This is a genomic window from Enterobacter kobei, from assembly GCF_001729765.1.
Taxonomy (GTDB): Bacteria; Pseudomonadota; Gammaproteobacteria; order Enterobacterales; family Enterobacteriaceae; genus Enterobacter; species Enterobacter kobei.
Window position 1 is genome coordinate 2,867,583 of record NZ_CP017181.1, and the last position, 18,427, is coordinate 2,886,009.

The window sequence follows — 18,427 nt, forward strand, 5'->3', positions numbered from 1 at the left end:
TCCGAAAGCGGACTATTATCATTATTTCAACCTGCTCCAATAAGGGTTTCCCGTGCGCACATCCCTGCTGTTTTTATTATGCCTTCCCGTTATAACAAGTTCGTTTTGTCACGCCGCGGGAATACAAATCGGCCGCACCCGCATAATTTACGATGCTGCAAAAAAGGAAGTTGCCCTGCCGCTTACGAACAGTGAAAAAGAATTGCCCTGGCTGATCCAGACCTGGACAGACACTGGCGATGGCAAAACGCGTGGGCCCTTTATTGTCACTCCCCCCCTCTTTCGACTCGATCCTCAAAAAGAGCAAAGCCTGCGAATCACCTGGAACGGCAGCCCGTTACCGAAAGACAAAGAGACGCTGTTTTATTTGAATGTCCGCACGGTGCCCGCAACCGCCGCAGAGGATGCCGATAAAAACGTGCTACGACTCATCTACAAAACGCGACTGAAGCTGTTCTGGCGTCCCGTGGGGCTCAACGGGACGCCAGGCGAGTCCTGCAAGAATCTGCGCTTCGTTCGCCAGGGCCAGCAGCTGACGGTGATAAACGACAGTGCGTTTTACACCGTTTTTGACTCTCTCTCGCTAGGCTCGCAGAAGCTCGAAAGCGCCGATATGGTGGGGCCAGCATCACGCGTTGATATCCCTCTTCCCGACGCTGCACCGGCGAATGACGTCAGTTGGCGGTGCATTACCGATTACGGCAATGCCTCCGAAAAATACACGTTCCATCTGACCAGGGGATAAACGACAGAATGATTGCAGGACGTAATTTCTTGCCTGTTGGGGGAACCTTTCGGCTGAATTCGGTTACCCGCTGTCTGGCGAGTACCCTGATGTTAATGATTTTTTCCGCAGATGCCCGGGAGTATCTCTTTTCCCCTTCCTCACTCGAAGGGGACATGCTGACGCAGCAGGATATCGACCTCTCGCTTTTTACAAAATCGAATGCCCAGTTGCCCGGCACCTACTCTTCCGTCATCACAATCAACGATCGCAGGCTGAAGGATGCCAACATTCGCTACGTCAGCAGATCTGACGGGCGCCTGATCCCCCAATTGAGCCCCGCGATGCTGCGCGCCTGGGGCATTAATATCGACCGTTATCCTCCGTTGCTGAAGCGTCCGGCGGAGGAAACGCTCCCAGAGTCGCTGGATAACTATATTCCACAGGCGTCTGCGGAGCTTGATTTCTCAACAATGACGCTTAGGTTGAGCATCCCCCAGGCCGCGCTGGCTGATAACGGTCGCGATTTTATCGATCCCTCGCGCTGGGACGATGGTGTTCCCGTCCTGTTCAGCGATTATTCGCTGTCGGGCTCGCAAAGCAAAGAAGATCGCGAGGACAGCACAGAAAGCCGCTATCTGAATTTGCGTACCGGGGCGAACCTGGGCGGCTGGCGTCTTCGAAACTACTCAACGTGGAGCAAATCGGACGGCGATTCACAGTGGGATAACATCAACACGTTCCTGCAGCACGACATCGACGCGCTGAGAGCGCAGTTCACCGCGGGCGAGAGCAGCACGCGCGGCGAAGTGTTCGACAGCCTGCAGTATCGGGGCGTCAATCTCGCCACGGACGAAGAAATGTTGCCCTATAGCCAACGCGGCTATGCACCGGTCATTCGCGGCGTCGCCAGCTCGAATGCGGTCGTCTCGGTGCGCCAGAACGGATATCTCATCTACCAGCAGAACGTAGCCCCCGGAGCGTTTGAGATCAACGACCTTTACTCCACCACCAACAGCGGCGACCTGGAAGTGACGGTGAAAGAGGCCGACGGCACCGAACATCACTTTACTCAACCCTACTCAAGCATCGCCATTATGCAGCGCCCGGGACACATGAAGTATGAATTGACGGCGGGCCGTTATCGCGCAGACAGCGGGAGTGACCAAAAGGAGCCCGACTTCCTTCAGGGGAGCGTCATCTACGGCGTCAACAATCTGCTGACCTGGTTTGGCGGGCTAACCCTTTCGCAAGACTATAATGCCCTCAATACGGGCGCTGGCATCGCGCTCGGGCCGCTGGGTTCGCTCTCTACAGACGTCACCGCCGCCGATACCACGCTTGACGACGGCAGCAAGCATGTCGGCCAGTCCTGGCGCGTACTCTATTCGGGGAAAATTGACGCCACCGATACCAATTTCACGCTTGGCAGTTATCGCTACTCGAGTCGCGGGTATTACAGCTTTGCTGACGCTAATCAGAAGCAGGACGGAAAAGATAGCGATTTGCTCTTCCGCTATAACAAACGCAACCGCGTTCAGGCCAGTATCAGCCAGAACCTTGCTGGCGTCAGTCTCTATCTTAACGGCTACCAGCAGGACTACTGGGGGACGTCGAAAAAAGAACGCAGCCTGTCGTTAGGTTTTAACACCGTTCTGTCTGGGGTGAGTTATCACCTGGCATATACCTACAGTAAAACGAACGACGAGGAGGCCGACCGGATGGTCTCCTTCGGCTTTAGCGTGCCGCTAACTCGCTGGCTCCCCCGCGCGTGGAGTAGCTATAACATCAGCAACTCCAAAAATGGCTACACCCGACACAATATCGGCGTCAACGGAACGCTGCTGGACGACGAACGTTTAAGCTATTCGCTGCAGCAAAGCCATTCTAATCACGATGGGGAGGATACCAGCAGCGTATATGGTACCTATCGTTCTCAATACGCCAACCTGAATGCCGGTTATTACGCCTCTTCCGGCAGCGCGGAGCAGATGAACTACGGGATCAGCGGGGCCATTGTTGCGCACCCGCACGGCGTTACGCTGGCGCAGCCGTTAGGGAGCCAGTTTACCATTGTCAATGCCAACGGCGCCTCCGGTGTACGCTTCCAGAACCAGCAGGGTATTCAGACAGACTGGCTGGGTAACGCCGTTATCCCGTCCCTGACGCCGTATCAGGAAAATGCGATTCGTATCGACACCGCAAGCCTGCCCGAAAACGTGGAGAGCAGCGATACGTCAATCCGGGTGATCCCTTCACGTAATGCCGCCGTTGAAAGCCGGTTCGATGCGCACGTGGGTTATCGGATGCTGATCGCATTAACCCGCCCCGGCAATCAACGCGTCCCCTTTGGCGCAATCGTCACCAGCACGAACGCGGACCTGAGCGGCATCGTGGACGATACCAGCACGGTATACCTGGCCGGCGTCGGCGAGCCCACACAGCTCACGGTGAAATGGGGAAAAGCGCCAGACCAACAGTGCGTCGCCCATATTTTACAGCAGGCAGAGGGATACACGGAGAGCCCTAACGGTATCCGTTCAACCCGCGCGCTTTGTCAGCAGGAAACAGCTTATGCTCACTAAAATGAAAAGACGAATCCTTACGGTTTCTCTGACCAGCACGCTGATGCTGGTATCGACGGGGTCTTTCGGCGCCGTCACGGTACTCAAAAATTGTTTCGGAGTCCCACAGACGTATTCCATTGATTACTATCATGAATTTACATCGACGGAAAACGTTGCAAACAACGATTATGATATTCCGGGTCACCTGGTCGGCGCAGGTGCCGACCTGGAAGCAAACTGCACGTGCCCGGGAAACATGTTTTCGTCAAGCACCGTCTACGAAAAAACCCTGGCTGGCAGCCCCCTTAACCCCGGCACCAGCGGTACTGGCTATCTTACGGATAAAATTGATGCCCACATTACTGGCTATGCGGATGCGATTAACTCCCCGGACGGCAGCTCGCTCACCCCAATCCCGATCAATGAGTACCCGACCCCGCGGGGAAATATGCTTACCGTGCTCGAATCGAGCCTGTCTAAAACAGAAGAAGAAAGCGACGTATGCAGCAATGACTCCCGGCCTGACGGTGGTGCCGCATCGAAACGCAAGTTTCGCTGGAACGTCGTGGCCGTGCTGCTGCACATAAAAAAACCGATCCTGGGTGAAGAGGTGATCCCGGCGACGCTCATCGCCCAAAACTACGCCTGCCTTTATATTGGCACCGGTGGAAGCTGCGACGCCACTCAGGCAGAACACGTCTCTGATATCTGGTTTGGCGGCACCCTTTCTGCACCGCTGAGCTGCACCATCAACGCAGGCAGCACGATTGAAGTCCAGTTTGGCAGCATCGTCAGTAAACAGTTTACCCGCAAAGGGCAACCGCCTCAGGGCTATGCCCTAAAAAGCGTCGATATTAACTACCACTGTGACGATAACGCCGTTGGTAATAATGACCGGATAAAGCTCACCCTGACGGCCGACCAGGGCATAGTGGATAGCAGTACGCCCTACATTGCTAAGCTGCTTGAAAGGGACGATCTGGGCGTGCGGGTGTACGACGAAAATAGCCAGAACGTGGCGCTGGATGGGACTTATGCATTTCCAGTAAATCTGGACGAGCAGGGAAACGGCAGCGTTAAAATACAGGCGGTTCCCGTCAGCACTACGGATGCCACGCCCGCACCGGGGAGCTTCGAAGGAAACGTCACGGTGAAGATGGATCTGCGCTAGAACAGACCCTCAGGTTACGCAGGCAACCTGAGGGTAACGGCACCAATCAGAAGCCGAGGCTGTCCAGCAGATCGTCAACCTGATCCTGGCTTGCCACCACGCCCGCTTTGCTGGCGTCGAGCTGTGGGCCATTGAGCAGGCTTTCGTTCTCGCGTTTTGGACGGGCTGCCGGTTCCGGAATATTCTCCAGCAGAACCATCAGCAGCTGGCGTTCAATCTCCTGAATCACATCCATCATGCGCTTGATCACCTGACCCGTCAGGTCCTGGAAATCTTGCGCCATCATGATATCCAGCAGCTGGGCGTTGGTGAAGCTGGTGTGGCCCGGCACATCCCCCAGGAACTGACGGGTATCGGTCACCAGCTCGCGGGCATTCGCCAGCTCGATCGGGTTCTCGAACCACTCGTCCCAGCGTTGGGTCAGCGCTTTCGCGCCTTTTTCCATCGCATCCTGATGGGGCTGCGACGCTTCAACGCTGTTCAGCGCACGTTCTGCCGCCTGGGCGGTCATCTGCACAACGTAGTCCAGACGATCTCGCGCGTCAGGAATCGCTTCCGCCGCTTCCGCAATCGCCTGATCCAGACCCAGCTCACGCAGGCTGTCACGCAGCATGCGCGTCAGGCTGCCAATACGGACGATGATATCGCTCGGCGAGTGTTCTTCAACGGGTTTCATAGCAGGTTGCAACATTTCCATCACCTCACATGCCGAGTTTCTCGAAGATCTTACCGAGCTTCTCTTCCAGGGTTGCCGCGGTGAATGGCTTCACCACATAGCCGCTTGCGCCCGCCTGTGCAGCAGCAATGATGTTCTCTTTTTTCGCTTCTGCGGTGACCATCAGAACCGGCAAGGACGCCATTCCCGCATCGGCACGAATGGTTTTCAGCAGCTCCAGACCGTCCATGTTTGGCATGTTCCAGTCGGAGATAACAAAACCAAACCCACCCGCCTGCAGTTTGTTCAGCGCATCAACGCCGTCTTCTGCTTCTTCAAAGTTGTTGAAGCCCAGCTCTTTCAGCAGGTTGCGCACAATGCGACGCATGGTGGAAAAGTCATCCACAACCAAAAACTTAAGCTCTTTATCCGCCATAAAATAATACTCCTGAGTCAAATACGTATTGCCTGTCCGGCACTGATTTTCGCCAGCATCTGCTGGCTTACCTGGCTAAGATCGACCACTTCGCTCACGCCACCCATATTGATGGCCTCGCGCGGCATGCCGAACACCACACAACTTGCTTCATTCTGCGCAATCGTCCAGGCGCCAGCCTGGTGCATTGCAAGCATTCCGGCGGCACCATCGTTGCCCATCCCCGTCAGGATCACCCCAACGGCGTTGCGCCCCGCATGTTTCGCCACCGAATGAAACAGCACATCCACCGACGGACGGTGCCGGTTGACCGGCGGTCCGTCATGAATTTTGATTTGATAGTTTGCACCGCTGCGCGCCAGCTCCATATGCTTATCACCCGGGGCGATATAGGCATGTCCCGGGAGCACGCGCTCGCCATCTTCCGCCTCTTTCACGCTGATCTGACACAGCTTATTCAGGCGTTCGGCGAACGAGCGGGTAAAGCCTGGCGGCATATGCTGGGTAATCAGAATACCCGGACTTGAAAGCGGCAATGGCTGGAGTACATGACGAATTGCCTCTGTTCCTCCGGTTGACGCCCCAATCACCAGCAGTTTTTCCGAGCTGAGTAACGGGCCGGCCTTCAGGGTTGCCGGGGCGGCCATTGGCTTATGGGCCGCCAGTTTTGCCCGCGATGCGGTACGAATTTTCTCCGCGATCATCTCGCTATACGCCAGCATCCCCTCGCGAATACCGAGCTGCGGTTTGGTGACAAAATCTACCGCCCCCAGCTCCAGCGCGCGCAGGGTGATTTCCGATCCTTTCCCGGTCAGGGAGGAGACCATCACCACCGGCATCGGCCGCAGCCGCATCAATTTCTCCAGGAAATCGATGCCATCCATGCGCGGCATCTCGACATCCAGCGTGAGCACGTCGGGGTTATATTTTTTAATTAAATCCCGCGCGACCAGCGGATCGGGCGCCGTTGCTACCATCTCCATGTCGCTGTGGCTATTGATGATTTCAGTCATGATCTGACGCATCAGCGCTGAATCGTCGACAGACAATACCCTGATTTTACTCATGCTTTTTCCTTACTCAGCGCATATACCGTTTGCCCACGCAGGCTAAACTCTCGCGCGAGGTTGCTGAAGTTTTCCGAGTGCCCGGCAAACAGTAAACCGTCAGGCTTGAGCAACGGAACAAACCGACGCAGAATGTCCTGTTGCGTCGTTTTATCAAAATAAATCATGACGTTACGGCAAAAAATGGCGTCGAATGGCCCCGGCACGTTGTACTGCTTGTCCAGCAGGTTAACGGGCGCGAATTCGACGCAATTCGCCAGCTCCTGGCGTACGCGTACCAGGCCTTCATGCGGGCCTGTCCCACGCATGAAATATCGCTGCAACTGCTGCGGCGACAGCGTTTTCAGTTCGTCCTGCCGATACACGCCGTTGCGCGCCTTCTCCAGCACCTCGGTGTCGATATCGCTGGCGTAAACCTTCCAGCGCCCGGGCGCCATCCCAAGCGTGTCGGCAAGTGTGATTGCCAGCGAGTACGGCTCTTCACCGGTCGAGGCGGCCGCACTCCAGACGCGATACTCCCCGGTACGACGCCGCGCGTGCTCGGCCAGTACCGGGAAGTGGTGGGCTTCGCGGAAAAAGGCCGTCAGGTTAGTGGTTAACGAGTTGATAAAAGCCTGCCACTCTGCGCTGTTCTGGTTGGCTTCGAGCATGCTCAGATAGCGACCAAAATCATCCAGCCCCAGCGTACGCAAGCGCCGCACCAGACGGTTGTAGACCATGTCCCGCTTATGATCCGCAAGCACGATCCCTGCACGCTGGTAGATTAACTGACATATCCGACGAAAATGCGCGTCGGACAGCGCGAGGCGCTGTGTCATCTGCAACAATAATGACGTTTGCCCAGGGGGCATTGGTGATGTCATAGCGCCTTCTTAATTACATTCAGGATACAACTGGCACGGCCTGCGACCGCCCGACTTCTGTTACTGCTTCAACGTGCTCTTTCACATTAAATACCGCGACCAGCCCGGTGAGACGATCCGCCTGGCTGGCCAGCTGATCGGTTGCCGCTGCCGCTTCCTCAACTAACGAGGCATTCTGTTGCGTCACCTGATCCATCTGGCTGACGGCCTGAGCAACCTGCTCAATGCCGCGACGCTGTTCGTCCGACGCAGACGCAATCTCGCCCATGATGTCGTTAACCCGCGTGACGGAGGTGACGATCTCATGCATGGTATGCGCCGCCGTATCCACCAGGGCTGAGCCTTGCTGGACGCGTGATACCGACTCTTCAATCAGGACCTTAATCTCTTTCGCCGCGTTGGCACTGCGGCTGGCCAGGTTACGCACTTCCCCCGCCACGACCGCAAACCCACGCCCCTGTTCACCGGCGCGCGCCGCTTCAACCGCGGCATTCAGCGCCAGAATGTTGGTCTGGAACGCGATACCGTCGATCACGCTGATGATGTCACCAATCTTTTGCGAGCTGGTGGCAATCTCCTGCATGGTGCTGGCAACGTGAGAGGCCTGATCGCCCCCTTTTTTCGCCGTCATTGCCGCCTGTTTTGACAGGTCAGACGCCTGACGCGCGTTATCGGCGTTCTGGCTGACCGTCGCGGTCAGCTGCTCCATGCTGGCCGCCGTCTGCGCCAGCGAGGCCGCCTGCTGCTCGGTGCGGGAAGAGAGATCGTTGTTGCCTGCCGCAATCTCTGAGATCCCGGTGTGCATGGCATAACTGCCCTGACGCACATCGGAGACGGTTTCCCGCAGGGCACCCTGCATCGCCTTCAGGCTGGCAAAGATCGCCGAAATTTCGTTCTTACCGAACACCGCCACCGGACGCGCCAGATCGCCCTTCGCAATACTGTCGAAGTGGCTGCTGATAATCGCCAGCGGCTGCACAATCATTTTGCGTGACCAGAGCAGTGCCCCACCGGTCAGTAGCCCCGCCAGAATCACGACGACGCCAAAGATCACACCCGACATGTGATAGCTGATACGGCTGTCTTCCTCTGCACGTTGAACAGACTGGTTAATATCCTGCTGCCACGCGTTAAAGCTGTCGTCGAACGCATCCTGTGAGGCCTGCACCGGCGCGGTCATAAAGTCCGAGAGCTGGTTGTTCTCAAGCCAGGTCGCCTGGTGGTCCAGATCGCTGTACCACTGTTCAAAGTTCTTCTTCATGGCGGCTTTCAGCGCGTGCTCTTTCTCGCTGCCCGCCGCCTGCGCCGTGAAAGCGTTAAACTGTGCGCCAGCCTGTTTCAGGCTGCTTCGCGCGGTGGCCATCAGCGCTTTAATGTCATCCGGCGGATAGCTCAGCGCGGTTAAGGTGCCCGCCTTGTTCAGCGCAGTGCTTGCCTGCAACAGCACGGCACGCGTTTGTGCCAGTGCGGAGCGCTGCTGATTACTCGCCTCAACTTCCTGCAAATTCTGATAGCCATCGCGAAACGCCCAAAAAGACAACCCGTTACTGCCAACCTGCAACACACCGCAAAGGATCAGAATCAAAAACAGTGTGGTCGAGATACGAATACGATTTAACATCCACGCTCCCATCAAGCGGCAAGCAGCCGCGGTTTAATTGTCAGTCAAAATGTTTCCCAGTTTTCATCTTGTCCGGTCGGTGCAGCACGCAGGCGAGTTGCCGTCGATTCGGCGGCAGGCGCTTTATACGTGGCTTGCGCAGTGACCGTATTTCCAGCGAGTGAAGCGAGACGAAACGCCGAGACGGCCATCTTCAGACGGCTCGCCTGGTCTTCAAGTGCAGCGGCCGCGGCCGCGGACTCCTGCACCAGCGCGGCGTTTTGTTGTGTCACGCGATCCATTTCCGATACCGCCAGGGCAACCTGGTCGATACCACGACTCTGCTCATCAGATGCAGAGGCGATTTCACCCATGATGTCCGTTACGCGGGTAACAGCATTCACGATGTCATTCATGGTCTCCCCGGCGCTTTCCACCAGTACCGAGCCGGTATCCACGCGGGAGACGGAGTCTTCAATCAGGGCCTTAATCTCTTTCGCCGCGTTGGCGCTGCGGCTGGCCAGGTTGCGCACTTCCCCGGCAACCACCGCAAACCCGCGACCCTGCTCACCCGCCCTCGCCGCTTCCACGGCGGCGTTCAGCGCCAGAATATTGGTCTGGAAGGCGATGCCGTCGATGACGCTGATGATGTCGGCGATTTTCTTCGAGCTGTCGGCAATTTCGTGCATGGTTTTCACCACGCCATCCACCACGCGGCCGCCGCGCTGCGCCGTCTCGGAGGCGCTTTCAGCCAGCTGAGAGGCCTGACGGGCGTTATCGGCGTTCTGCTTCACGGTTGCGGTGAGCTGCTCCATGCTGGCAGCGGTCTCTTCCAGCGCGGACGCCTGCTGCTCGGTACGGGATGAGAGATCGTTATTCCCCATCGCAATTTCGCTGGTGCCGGTATAGATGGCATCCGTGCCGCTACGCACGTTGGCGACGGTATCGATGAGCGAACGCTGCATATGGTCAACGCTGTTAGCCAGTTCGGTAATCTCATTGCGCCCGGAAACGGCCAGCGTTTTGGTTAGATCGCCACTGGCAATTTCACGAATGTGGGCAATGACGCGACCGAGAGGATTCAGCAGGATGTGGCGAATGCCGTACCACACCGCGACCAGGACAATAACCAGCGCCAGCGCCATCGCCGCCATCTGCCATTTCGCAAAGCGGTAGTCATTCTGGCTTTCCGTAAAGGCCGAGTGATACAGATCGCCACTGGCCTTCGCATATTCCCCGAGCGCGGCGCCGAGTGCGTTTTGCATCCCCTGCGTGGGCTGTGCGAAATAGGCGTCCATGTTGCCGCTCTCCAGGAACTGGATCAGCTCCGTCAGGCCAGCAAAGTAGGCAGTGTATTTTTCATCAATATTCTGGCTAACCTGCGCCATAGCAGGCTGCGGCGCGATCTGTTTGAAGGCGGCGTAGTGTTTTGCGGCGTCAGCCAGGGTGGCGCGGGCATTTTTCAACAGATCGGTCTTCGCGCTGCTCTGCTGATTGTTAGGGTCCATCATCATGCGCGCGGACGAGCGGCTCAGGTTGATACGCGTTTGCAGCATCAGATCCCACGTCGAGGTGAGTTCACTCTGCTGCAGGCGAAGATCGTTCGAGGCGGCGAAACTGTCCTGGTTCTGTTTTAATGACGAGAAAAAAAGCCCGCCGGAGATAAGCTGAAGTAGTGCGAAAATGACCAGCACCATCATAAGCATTGTGACAACGCGGATACGGTTCAACATACAACACCTTCTCATAGATTTATTAACGGTGTTATCGGCACAGGCCACAGGAACTTTACATTTGCGAAAGGGAAAAGCGTGGACTAAAACGCGACGTCAACAATCAGCGTATCGGTGTAGGTGCCAGCGGGCGGCGTAGTCTGACTGGTCAGGACCTTCGCGGTGTAGTTGTAGGTGCGCAGTAAACCGTCGGTGCTGACCTGGGACGCGGTCGCGCTGGTCCAGCGTTCGGCACCGCTGCCGCCCCAGCGGTTGGTGGTGGCTTCTTTATAAATGTCATAACTGAGGAAGTTGCTGCCGCTCACCATACGCCGTACGTTGTTCAGGGCGTTGGCACCATTATTAATGCCAATGGTGTAGGTGCTGCCTTTAGTACAGGTCACGGCAATGGCCTGCGAGACGGTGGGGAAACTTTGCACCAGCGGCGCGCTGTTAAAGTTCACGTCCGGCGTGGTCATGGCGCTGCAGTCATTGGTGACGGTCATGTTCAGCAGAATACTGGTTGTTGCGGTTCCCGACTGGGGAGACGTACAAAGGCTTCCAAGACCGACGGCACAGACGTTGTAATTGATGCTGAAGGTCAACAGCACCTGGTAAGGCCTGGCCGTCACGTTTTGCCCGGCGACGGTGCGAAAATAGAGCGGTATGTTGTACCGCTTTGAGCCAAGCAACCCCAGCAGGGTGTTACCGCTCCAGGTATACGATTTACTTATCTGCACTTCGCTACTGCTCGCACAACCCGATAATCCACACAGCCGGGTGGGGATCACATCCGTAATACTCGTGTCGTCGGTGCGTTTCAGGTTGGCGCGGCTGTTGCCCGAAACCGACGCCGCGGTGTAATTCAACGTCACCGAATCGTTGGTCAGAACATTCAGTACCGCATCGCATGCCACCACCAGCGTACCGGTGGTCTCCACCTCCCCGGTGCCGCTAAGCGCAAACGACGTGACGCTACCAAACGAGGCATTGACCGTACTGATGGTACACGCCGCCCAGCCCCCGCAGGAGAACAGCAGCAGCATCAACAGCAGCCAGCGTTTCACGGGCCCTCCCGACACACCAGCGGACCGTAGGTTTGCAGCTTATGCTGCGGATTAGGCCCCACGTTCAGGGTCGCCGTGCAGCGCTTCCCGGCAGGCGTGATCACCTCAAGCGGATTGACGTCGCTGAGATTCTCCAGCCAGGCGATCCCGTCATAGCCCACCACCGCATTACTGCGCGAGGCTCGCCGCACCTGGCTTCCAACCGGAATCGCTTGCCCGCGCGCATCATGTAGAATGACGCTTGCCACTCTCTCCTGCTCCATCGGGAAATCCACCAGATAACCGCTGTGACGACGGATGGCAATCCGCCGCTCTGTCTCTTTCAGCCGGGTATCCGCAGGCAGATTCAGCGTATCAATCCGGTAGCTTGCCGGGTAATACGCCGACACCCCGCTGACCAGCAGGTAACCGTTGTTATTCGTTTTACCCACGGGCTGGTTCTCATAGCTGACGGGCACGTCCGGATGACCGTCGGTGCTGATCACCACAAACGCATCGTTGATTTTGTTCGCCGCAAACAGCTCTCCGTCCATCAGGACAATCGCGCCCATTGCCTCGCCCCACCAGGTCATGGTGTCTCTTTCGCCGTAGCCACCGCCCTGCAGTTCGATGTTGTTATTGCGCCAGCCCAGCGTACCCTGCTGATAATCACTGGATTTTGACTGATTTGCCCAGGCCATGTTCCAGCTAAAACCACCGTCAGAAGGCATGGAGTGGTTATAGTTAATCCGCTGCGTGCTGCCCGCATCCGGGGTGTTCTCAACGGTGACGGCAGCGCTGTCGCGTGCGCCCAGCGGCACCTGCAGCGAGAGCGCAACCGTCCAGTCCCCCCGCTGCTGGTCCCGGCTGCCGGCCAGGTAAATACTGCTTGCGCCCCACAGATTTCGGCTCCACGAGAGATTCAGCAGCTCCGTTTTTTGGCCGTCAAAGCTCTCTACGCCGATCCAGGCCGCGCCAATATTGCCGTACTGCCCCATATTAAACGTCAGGGAATACTGGTCCGTATTGCGGCTAAAGCTGGCGATGGGTTTGTCGTTTTCGTCATAGACCGTCGGCTGGTCATAAAGGGCAAGATTGCCAAAACCGCGATCGCGACGCGTGTGCTGGGTGGCCACGCTGAACTCGCTGGTATTGTACTGGTAACCCCAGTTGATTTGCCCGCCGTTGTCTCCGCGCATGCGGCTTTGTGAGTAAGAGGTGTTCACTACGCCAAACTGGCCGAGTTTGATCACCGTCCCTGCCCCGCCCAGCGCCAGCTCCTGCGCCCCTTCCGCATGGCCCTCCAGCGTCAGCCAGTCGGTCACCCCGTAGCGATACGAGCCGCTACCGGCAGCAGGACCGTAGTCAAAATTCCTGATGCCATAGTTACGGCGCAGGCTGCCGAGCGTCACGGCGCCGTCACTCAGCCCTTGTTTGAGCAAATCGCTGGTGACATAAAACGGTAGCGTGGTACTCACCTGACGGCCCAGCGCATCGGTGGTGACCAGCACCGCATCCCCGGCACCGTTGATATAGGGCAGATTGGTCAGGGTGAAGGGGCCAGGCTGAAGCTGGGTTGAGCCAGAGCGATAGCCGTTGATAAACAGATCCACCGAGGTAGGCACCGCGGCTTCACCCGAAAACTCCGGCAGCGGCCATGTCACCAGGTCCGGGCGCAGGGAGAAATCACGTCCGTAGCTAATACCGCCCATCCGCACGCTGGAGGTCCAGCTCAGGGCATCGCTGATCACGTCCCCCGCGCTCAAGGTGGTCGCGTCATCCTCACGGGTTATCAGCAGCGTCGTGTCATAGCGAACATACCCTTCCTGTTGACCGTCGTTTCCGGTGAAATTTTTCCGGGCGTAGCCGGTGGAGGAGAACGAGCCGTTCTCGTTGAAGTAGCGGAATTCATGCCAGAGCGACGCCTGACCGCCGATATGTTCCGTGTGGTTGGTATACAGATCGTAATTCAGCAGCGCCCCGCGCCCATAGTGCGGTTTGGTCTGCGCCGTTTGGGCACTGAAAGGCGTCACCCGGGCACTGATCCAGTCGCGGGGAACGGTCAGCAACAGGCGCTGTGCGGCACTGTCATACGCCACACGAACCTGACTCAGTGAGGCGAGATTCACCTCGCCGGCGGGCACATGCTCCGGGGGGAGCCCCGCGCGCAGCAAATCGGCGCTGGAGATAAAGAAAGCGCCGTTACGTTGCGTCACGGGTACCACCAGACCGGTGTCGTAGTGGTTGAGCACGAGGGCAAGCTGGAAAACCGCCTCATCATTTACCGCCTGCGCCTGAGGAGGCGGCGGTAAACTGTCGTCACCGGGATCGGCCCAGGTTGTGGTGCTGACGCAAAGCAGTAGCATCATTGCCGGCTTCAGTTGACGGGCGTCGACTGCCATTGTTCATCCCTGGCATTAATCTGCGCGCTCATCCGGTCCGGCTGACGAACGCCAGCGGGTATTGGCCAGCTGCGGGTGCTACCCGGGAGGACGTAACCCAGTAATCCCTCCGCTACGGTGCGTTTCTGTCCGCCCTGCTCCAGTGACACCTGGCTTAATCTGACGTGCACATCCCCCTGATTACGTACCTGTAATGCAGGCTGTCCTCCCTCGTGGGTCACGCGCCAGCTCAGGTTTCGGGTCTCGGCCAGGGCATGATGCGCCCCCTCTTTAAGGGTCGGGATACCCTGTCCGTAGACAAACAGCGGAATGGAATAGCGCATCTGTAATTTAAGGCCGATGGAGGGTTCGGCTTTCGCGTCGGGCTGGGGAATTTCATCAACAATAATGCGGTAGGCTTGTTCGACCCCGACAGGGACTGCGCTCTGTTTGATAAGGCGAATCAGCTGTTTATTGCCTTTCTGAATGGTGACAATGGGCGGGCTGGCGACCACGTCCTGCTGCGCGCTGTAGCGTTCGTATCCCCCTTCCTGCTTCCAGCGCACAATACGCACCTGCATCGTCGTTGCGCTGTTTCCCTGGTTCTGGATCCAAAGCTCCGTGGCGTTGGCATCTGCGGCAAGCCAGGGATCGATGGGCCAGAGCAGAATGGTGGCCGCCGCCTGCGCCTCGCCTGTGGCCGCGACGCCTGATAAAACACCCGCCAGACACAACTGCCGGAACAATGGCTTCATCGACTCTCTCCCTTTATTACCATGACAAGGTCACGGTGAGCTGATCGGTATAGGTTCCTGCCGGGCTAAAGCCGGTCAGTAGCGCCACGCCAAACAGCGGCAGCGCGATGTTATTACTGTTGGTATAGGTCACCGGTATTGCCTGGTTAACGCCAATTTCGCTGTTGGCGGCCAGCGAGCTGCTGCTGTAGAGCCGGTACGGCACCAGTTCTGTTCCTCCGGACCGCTTCATCCGACGGACGGATGAATAATTTTGACCGCCATTAATGCTCATGCTCAGCGCCACGCCAGGCGTACAGGCGATAGACAACGCCCCGTTTGGCACAAAGCTGGTACTGACTGGCGCGCTTTCCACCCCGTTATGGGTGCCAAAATCCAGCGTACCGAGAAGCCCCCCGCTACCGGTGGCCACCGCGCAACCCGGTACAATGGTCGCGCTGACCTTAAAGGACTGCGATGTCACCGCCCCCGCAGCAGGTATCAGCAACAGCCCGACGATCAGCGCGAAAAAAGGCTGCACGCTTCCCTCTGCGCGTTTGCGCAGACCTGTAAAAGGGGCCTTCATGGCAGGGCAGATCTAATAGGTCACGCTGACGTTAATCGTGTCGGTATAGGTGCCGGGTACCACCGTTACGCTGTTCCCGCCTCCGGTAATGCGGCCGTACAGGGTATAACTGTCGACCCCACCTGCCGTAGACGCGATCGGCAACGCGGTGTTATTGGCAATCACAGAGTTGAACCCGCTGTCGCTGTACAGGCTATACGCCACGCCCTGTGCCGCGTTGGCCGTATTGACCAGGTAGCGCTCAGGCGTCCCTGGCGACCCCACCACGGAGCCAGGGGCGGTGGAATGGGTATTGCCGGTTATCGCGACCGTATAGCTGGCGGTCGTACACTGGACGGTAAAGGTGTTTCCGCCGCTGGCGCCGCTCAACTGCGTCGTAAGGGTGGAAAACGTTGCGGGATGGGTACCAAAATCGAGCGTCCCGAAGTTAATACCACTTTGCGTGGGCGATCCGTTTATCAGGCAGCCGTTTGTCAGCGTCAGCGTCGCCCCGATGGTGCCGCTACTGGTAACGGCCAGTGCCTGATTAACTACGGTCGTAGTCAGTAATGTGCCTGCACAGATCAAAAGGAGTTTTCTTTTCATTTACCACCCTCCAGAAGACGCCTCCGTTCCCTTGCAACATTTTATTTTTAACGTTCAAGATGTTAGCCCCGCTTAACGTTCCTCTGAGGGGGTTATTGAGAATTTAGTTTACGGATATCGCTTCGACCACCCGACGCAGGGTAGTCACAACCTATGTCTTATTGACAGCATTTATATTTTAAAAACAGAAAGTTAAACCGAAATAAAAGAATATTCGGGCGCGCAGGCTGAGGATATATCCGCAAAAGTGTGATAAGCGTCACAATATATCGTCTGCACATTAACAACAAAATTAATAAAACTTAAAAACTTGTTGTATCCCCCTACGCTTTGCGTCAATTTATGTGCCGAATAATTTCCCGCGCAGTAATAAAAAATCTATATGTATCGGCGCGGGCGACATCTAAAGCGCATAGAGGGTCTTTTTTCGTGGCAAGTGCAAACAAACTCACACTCTTCATCGTGATATTCATGCTGGCGGGTATTCTTTCAGGGGCAGCAATTCATGAATACGCATCTGCGGATGCCATTAAAGCCTGGTCGGATAATATTACCCTGCTGACCGACATCTTCCTTCGTCTGATCAAAATGGTTATTGCACCCTTGGTCTTCAGTACGCTGACCGTCGGCATTATGAAACTGGGCGAAACCTCCACCATTGGCCGCGTTGGCGGTAAAGCGATGGTGTGGTTTATCAGCTCATCGGTGCTCTCCATTCTGGTCGGACTGTTTATCGTCACGCTGGAGCATCCGGGAAGTGGTCTGAACCTGACGATCCCAACCGAAGCGGTAGATACCGGTCTGGCCGTTGGAGGCATGACGCTGAAAGCGTTTCTGTCTCACACTATTCCAACCAGTATCGCAGGCGCGATGTCGAACAATGAGATCCTGCAGATTGTGGTGTTCTCAATGTTCTTCGGTATCGGCGGTGCGTCGCTGGGGCAGAAATTCAACGCGCCGCTGGTTGCCGCGCTGGATGTGGTTTCCCATATCATGCTGAAGGTAACCGGTTACGTGATGTACGTTGCGCCGCTGGCCATCTTTGCGGCGATCTCCTCCGTCATTGCCACTCAGGGCTTAGGCATTCTGTTGAACTATGCCTCCTTTATTGGCGGTTACTATGTTGCCATCCTTCTCACCTGCCTGGTATTGCTCGCCGTGGGCTATATGGTTTTGAAAAAAGAGGTGTTTCGCCTGGTCAGCATGTTGAAAGACCCGGTACTGGTGGCGTTCACCACCAGCAGTTCTGAAGCCGCCTACCCTAAAACGCTGGAGCAACTGGAGCGTTTTGGCTGCTCACGCAATATCGCCTCTTTTGTTCTGCCAATTGGCTACTCCTTCAACCTGGTGGGGTCGATGGTGTACTGCTCGTTCGCGTCGATGTTTATCGCCCAGGCGTATAACATTCACCTGAGTTTCTCAGAGGTAACGGTATTGATGTTAACCCTGATGCTGGCGTCAAAGGGGATTGCGGGCGTACCGCGTTCGTCCCTGGTGGTGCTGGCTGCGACCATTCCAAGCTTTAATATCCCGGTAGCGGGCATTCTGCTGCTGATGGGGATCGACCACTTCCTGGATATGGGGCGTTCAGCCATTAACGTGCTGGGGAACGGGATTGCGACCGCGATGCTGTCGCAGAATGAAGGGGCGCGGGAAGCGGAAGCTGAGCTGGTAAAGCAGGAAGCGTAAGGATATGAAAGGGGTGAGGCCTGATGCCCTCACCCCGACCCTCTCCCACAGGGAGAGGGAGCAAACATAAAAAACGGCAAACGGGTTGCCGTTTTGCATTTACCTACGCTACATGATTCGCCGCGATATCCAGCAGCGCCATCTCTTCGCTGTTCAGCAGCTTCTCAATGTTCACCAGAATCAGCATACGCTCGCCGAGCGCACCCAGACCGGTAAGGTATTCGGTCGACAGGGTGACCGCAAACTCCGGCGCAGGGCGAATCTGGTCAGAGGTCAGAGAGAGCACGTCAGATACGCCATCCACCACGATACCCACCACGCGCTGCCCCAGGTTCAGGACGATCACCACGGTGTTGTCATTGTAGTCAACGTCGCCCTGGCTGAACTTCACGCGCAGATCGACGATGGGCACAATGACGCCGCGCAGGTTGGTGACACCTTTAATAAAAGCAGGTGTGTTAGCGATGCGGGTAACCTGATCGTAACCACGAATTTCCTGCACTTTAAGGATATCGATGCCGTACTCCTCATCGCCTAAAGTGAATACCAGGAATTCCTGTCCTGATGGCTCGCCCGCCAGTTTCGTTACATTACTCATACCGGTCATGTTT

General features: G+C 56.7%; 16 protein-coding genes. 4 read left to right on the top strand and 12 right to left on the bottom strand.

Annotated features, from left to right (window positions below; translation table 11 throughout):
• The first annotated feature begins 52 nt into the window (after positions 1-52).
• From BFV64_RS13840 to BFV64_RS13850, 3 genes are all read left to right on the top strand, one after another.
• Positions 53-745 carry a fimbrial biogenesis chaperone gene (locus BFV64_RS13840; protein WP_023330733.1) on the top strand — a complete coding sequence of 231 codons (693 nt, stop codon included), beginning with the start codon at positions 53-55 and terminating at the stop codon, positions 743-745.
• Between the two features lie 89 nt (positions 746-834).
• Complete coding sequence (locus BFV64_RS13845) at positions 835-3,309, top strand: fimbria/pilus outer membrane usher protein (protein WP_158008544.1); 2,475 nt, start codon at positions 835-837, stop codon at positions 3,307-3,309.
• Between the two features lie 238 nt (positions 3,310-3,547).
• Positions 3,548-4,462 (top strand): fimbrial protein, encoded by a 915-nt coding sequence (locus BFV64_RS13850; protein ID WP_226856234.1) that lies wholly within the window; start codon positions 3,548-3,550, stop codon positions 4,460-4,462.
• Positions 4,463-4,508: 46 nt separating this feature from the next.
• Here the strand turns inward: BFV64_RS13850 and cheZ are convergent, their stop codons facing one another.
• The 11 genes from cheZ to BFV64_RS13905 form a co-directional block, all read right to left on the bottom strand.
• Positions 4,509-5,153, bottom strand: a complete 645-nt coding sequence (gene cheZ, locus BFV64_RS13855; protein ID WP_014884340.1) for a protein phosphatase CheZ — start codon at positions 5,151-5,153, stop codon at positions 4,509-4,511.
• Positions 5,154-5,163: 10 nt separating this feature from the next.
• Entirely contained in the window at positions 5,164-5,553 is a 390-nt protein-coding gene (gene cheY, locus BFV64_RS13860; protein WP_069602194.1) for a chemotaxis response regulator CheY, read from the bottom strand.
• 17 nt (positions 5,554-5,570) lie between these two features.
• A complete protein-coding gene (locus BFV64_RS13865; protein WP_014884341.1) occupies positions 5,571-6,620 on the bottom strand; it encodes a protein-glutamate methylesterase/protein-glutamine glutaminase in 1,050 nt (349 codons plus the stop codon).
• Complete coding sequence (gene cheR / locus BFV64_RS13870) at positions 6,617-7,483, bottom strand: protein-glutamate O-methyltransferase CheR (RefSeq protein WP_014884342.1); 867 nt, start codon at positions 7,481-7,483, stop codon at positions 6,617-6,619. Before cheR ends, BFV64_RS13865 begins: the two co-directional genes overlap by 4 nt.
• Positions 7,484-7,502: 19 nt before the next feature.
• Positions 7,503-9,104 (bottom strand): methyl-accepting chemotaxis protein IV, encoded by a 1,602-nt coding sequence (gene tap, locus BFV64_RS13875; RefSeq protein WP_069602195.1) that lies wholly within the window; start codon positions 9,102-9,104, stop codon positions 7,503-7,505.
• 44 nt (positions 9,105-9,148) lie between these two features.
• On the bottom strand, positions 9,149-10,816 hold the full coding sequence (tar, locus tag BFV64_RS13880) for a methyl-accepting chemotaxis protein II (RefSeq protein ID WP_063943289.1): 1,668 nt from the start codon (positions 10,814-10,816) through the stop codon (positions 9,149-9,151).
• Positions 10,817-10,899: 83 nt separating this feature from the next.
• On the bottom strand, positions 10,900-11,862 hold the full coding sequence (locus BFV64_RS13885; RefSeq protein ID WP_069602196.1) for a Csu type fimbrial protein: 963 nt from the start codon (positions 11,860-11,862) through the stop codon (positions 10,900-10,902).
• Positions 11,859-14,243 carry a fimbria/pilus outer membrane usher protein gene (locus tag BFV64_RS13890; protein ID WP_047626991.1) on the bottom strand — a complete coding sequence of 795 codons (2,385 nt, stop codon included), beginning with the start codon at positions 14,241-14,243 and terminating at the stop codon, positions 11,859-11,861. The genes BFV64_RS13885 and BFV64_RS13890 overlap by 4 nt, the downstream gene beginning before the upstream one ends.
• Positions 14,219-14,977, bottom strand: coding sequence for a fimbrial biogenesis chaperone (locus BFV64_RS13895; protein WP_014884347.1), 759 nt, complete (start codon positions 14,975-14,977; stop codon positions 14,219-14,221). Before BFV64_RS13895 ends, BFV64_RS13890 begins: the two co-directional genes overlap by 25 nt.
• A 16-nt stretch (positions 14,978-14,993) precedes the next feature.
• Positions 14,994-15,542 carry a Csu type fimbrial protein gene (locus BFV64_RS13900; RefSeq protein ID WP_032636170.1) on the bottom strand — a complete coding sequence of 183 codons (549 nt, stop codon included), beginning with the start codon at positions 15,540-15,542 and terminating at the stop codon, positions 14,994-14,996.
• Positions 15,543-15,554: 12 nt separating this feature from the next.
• Positions 15,555-16,127, bottom strand: coding sequence for a Csu type fimbrial protein (locus BFV64_RS13905; RefSeq protein WP_023337442.1), 573 nt, complete (start codon positions 16,125-16,127; stop codon positions 15,555-15,557).
• Between the two features lie 429 nt (positions 16,128-16,556).
• On the opposite strand from BFV64_RS13905, the gene BFV64_RS13910 reads away from it, so the two are divergent.
• Positions 16,557-17,816 carry a dicarboxylate/amino acid:cation symporter gene (locus BFV64_RS13910; RefSeq protein WP_014884350.1) on the top strand — a complete coding sequence of 420 codons (1,260 nt, stop codon included), beginning with the start codon at positions 16,557-16,559 and terminating at the stop codon, positions 17,814-17,816.
• Positions 17,817-17,919: 103 nt separating this feature from the next.
• Here BFV64_RS13910 and cheW read toward each other — a convergent pair whose 3' ends face one another.
• Complete coding sequence (gene cheW, locus BFV64_RS13915; protein ID WP_014884351.1) at positions 17,920-18,423, bottom strand: chemotaxis protein CheW; 504 nt, start codon at positions 18,421-18,423, stop codon at positions 17,920-17,922.
• Between the last annotated feature and the right edge of the window lie 4 nt (positions 18,424-18,427).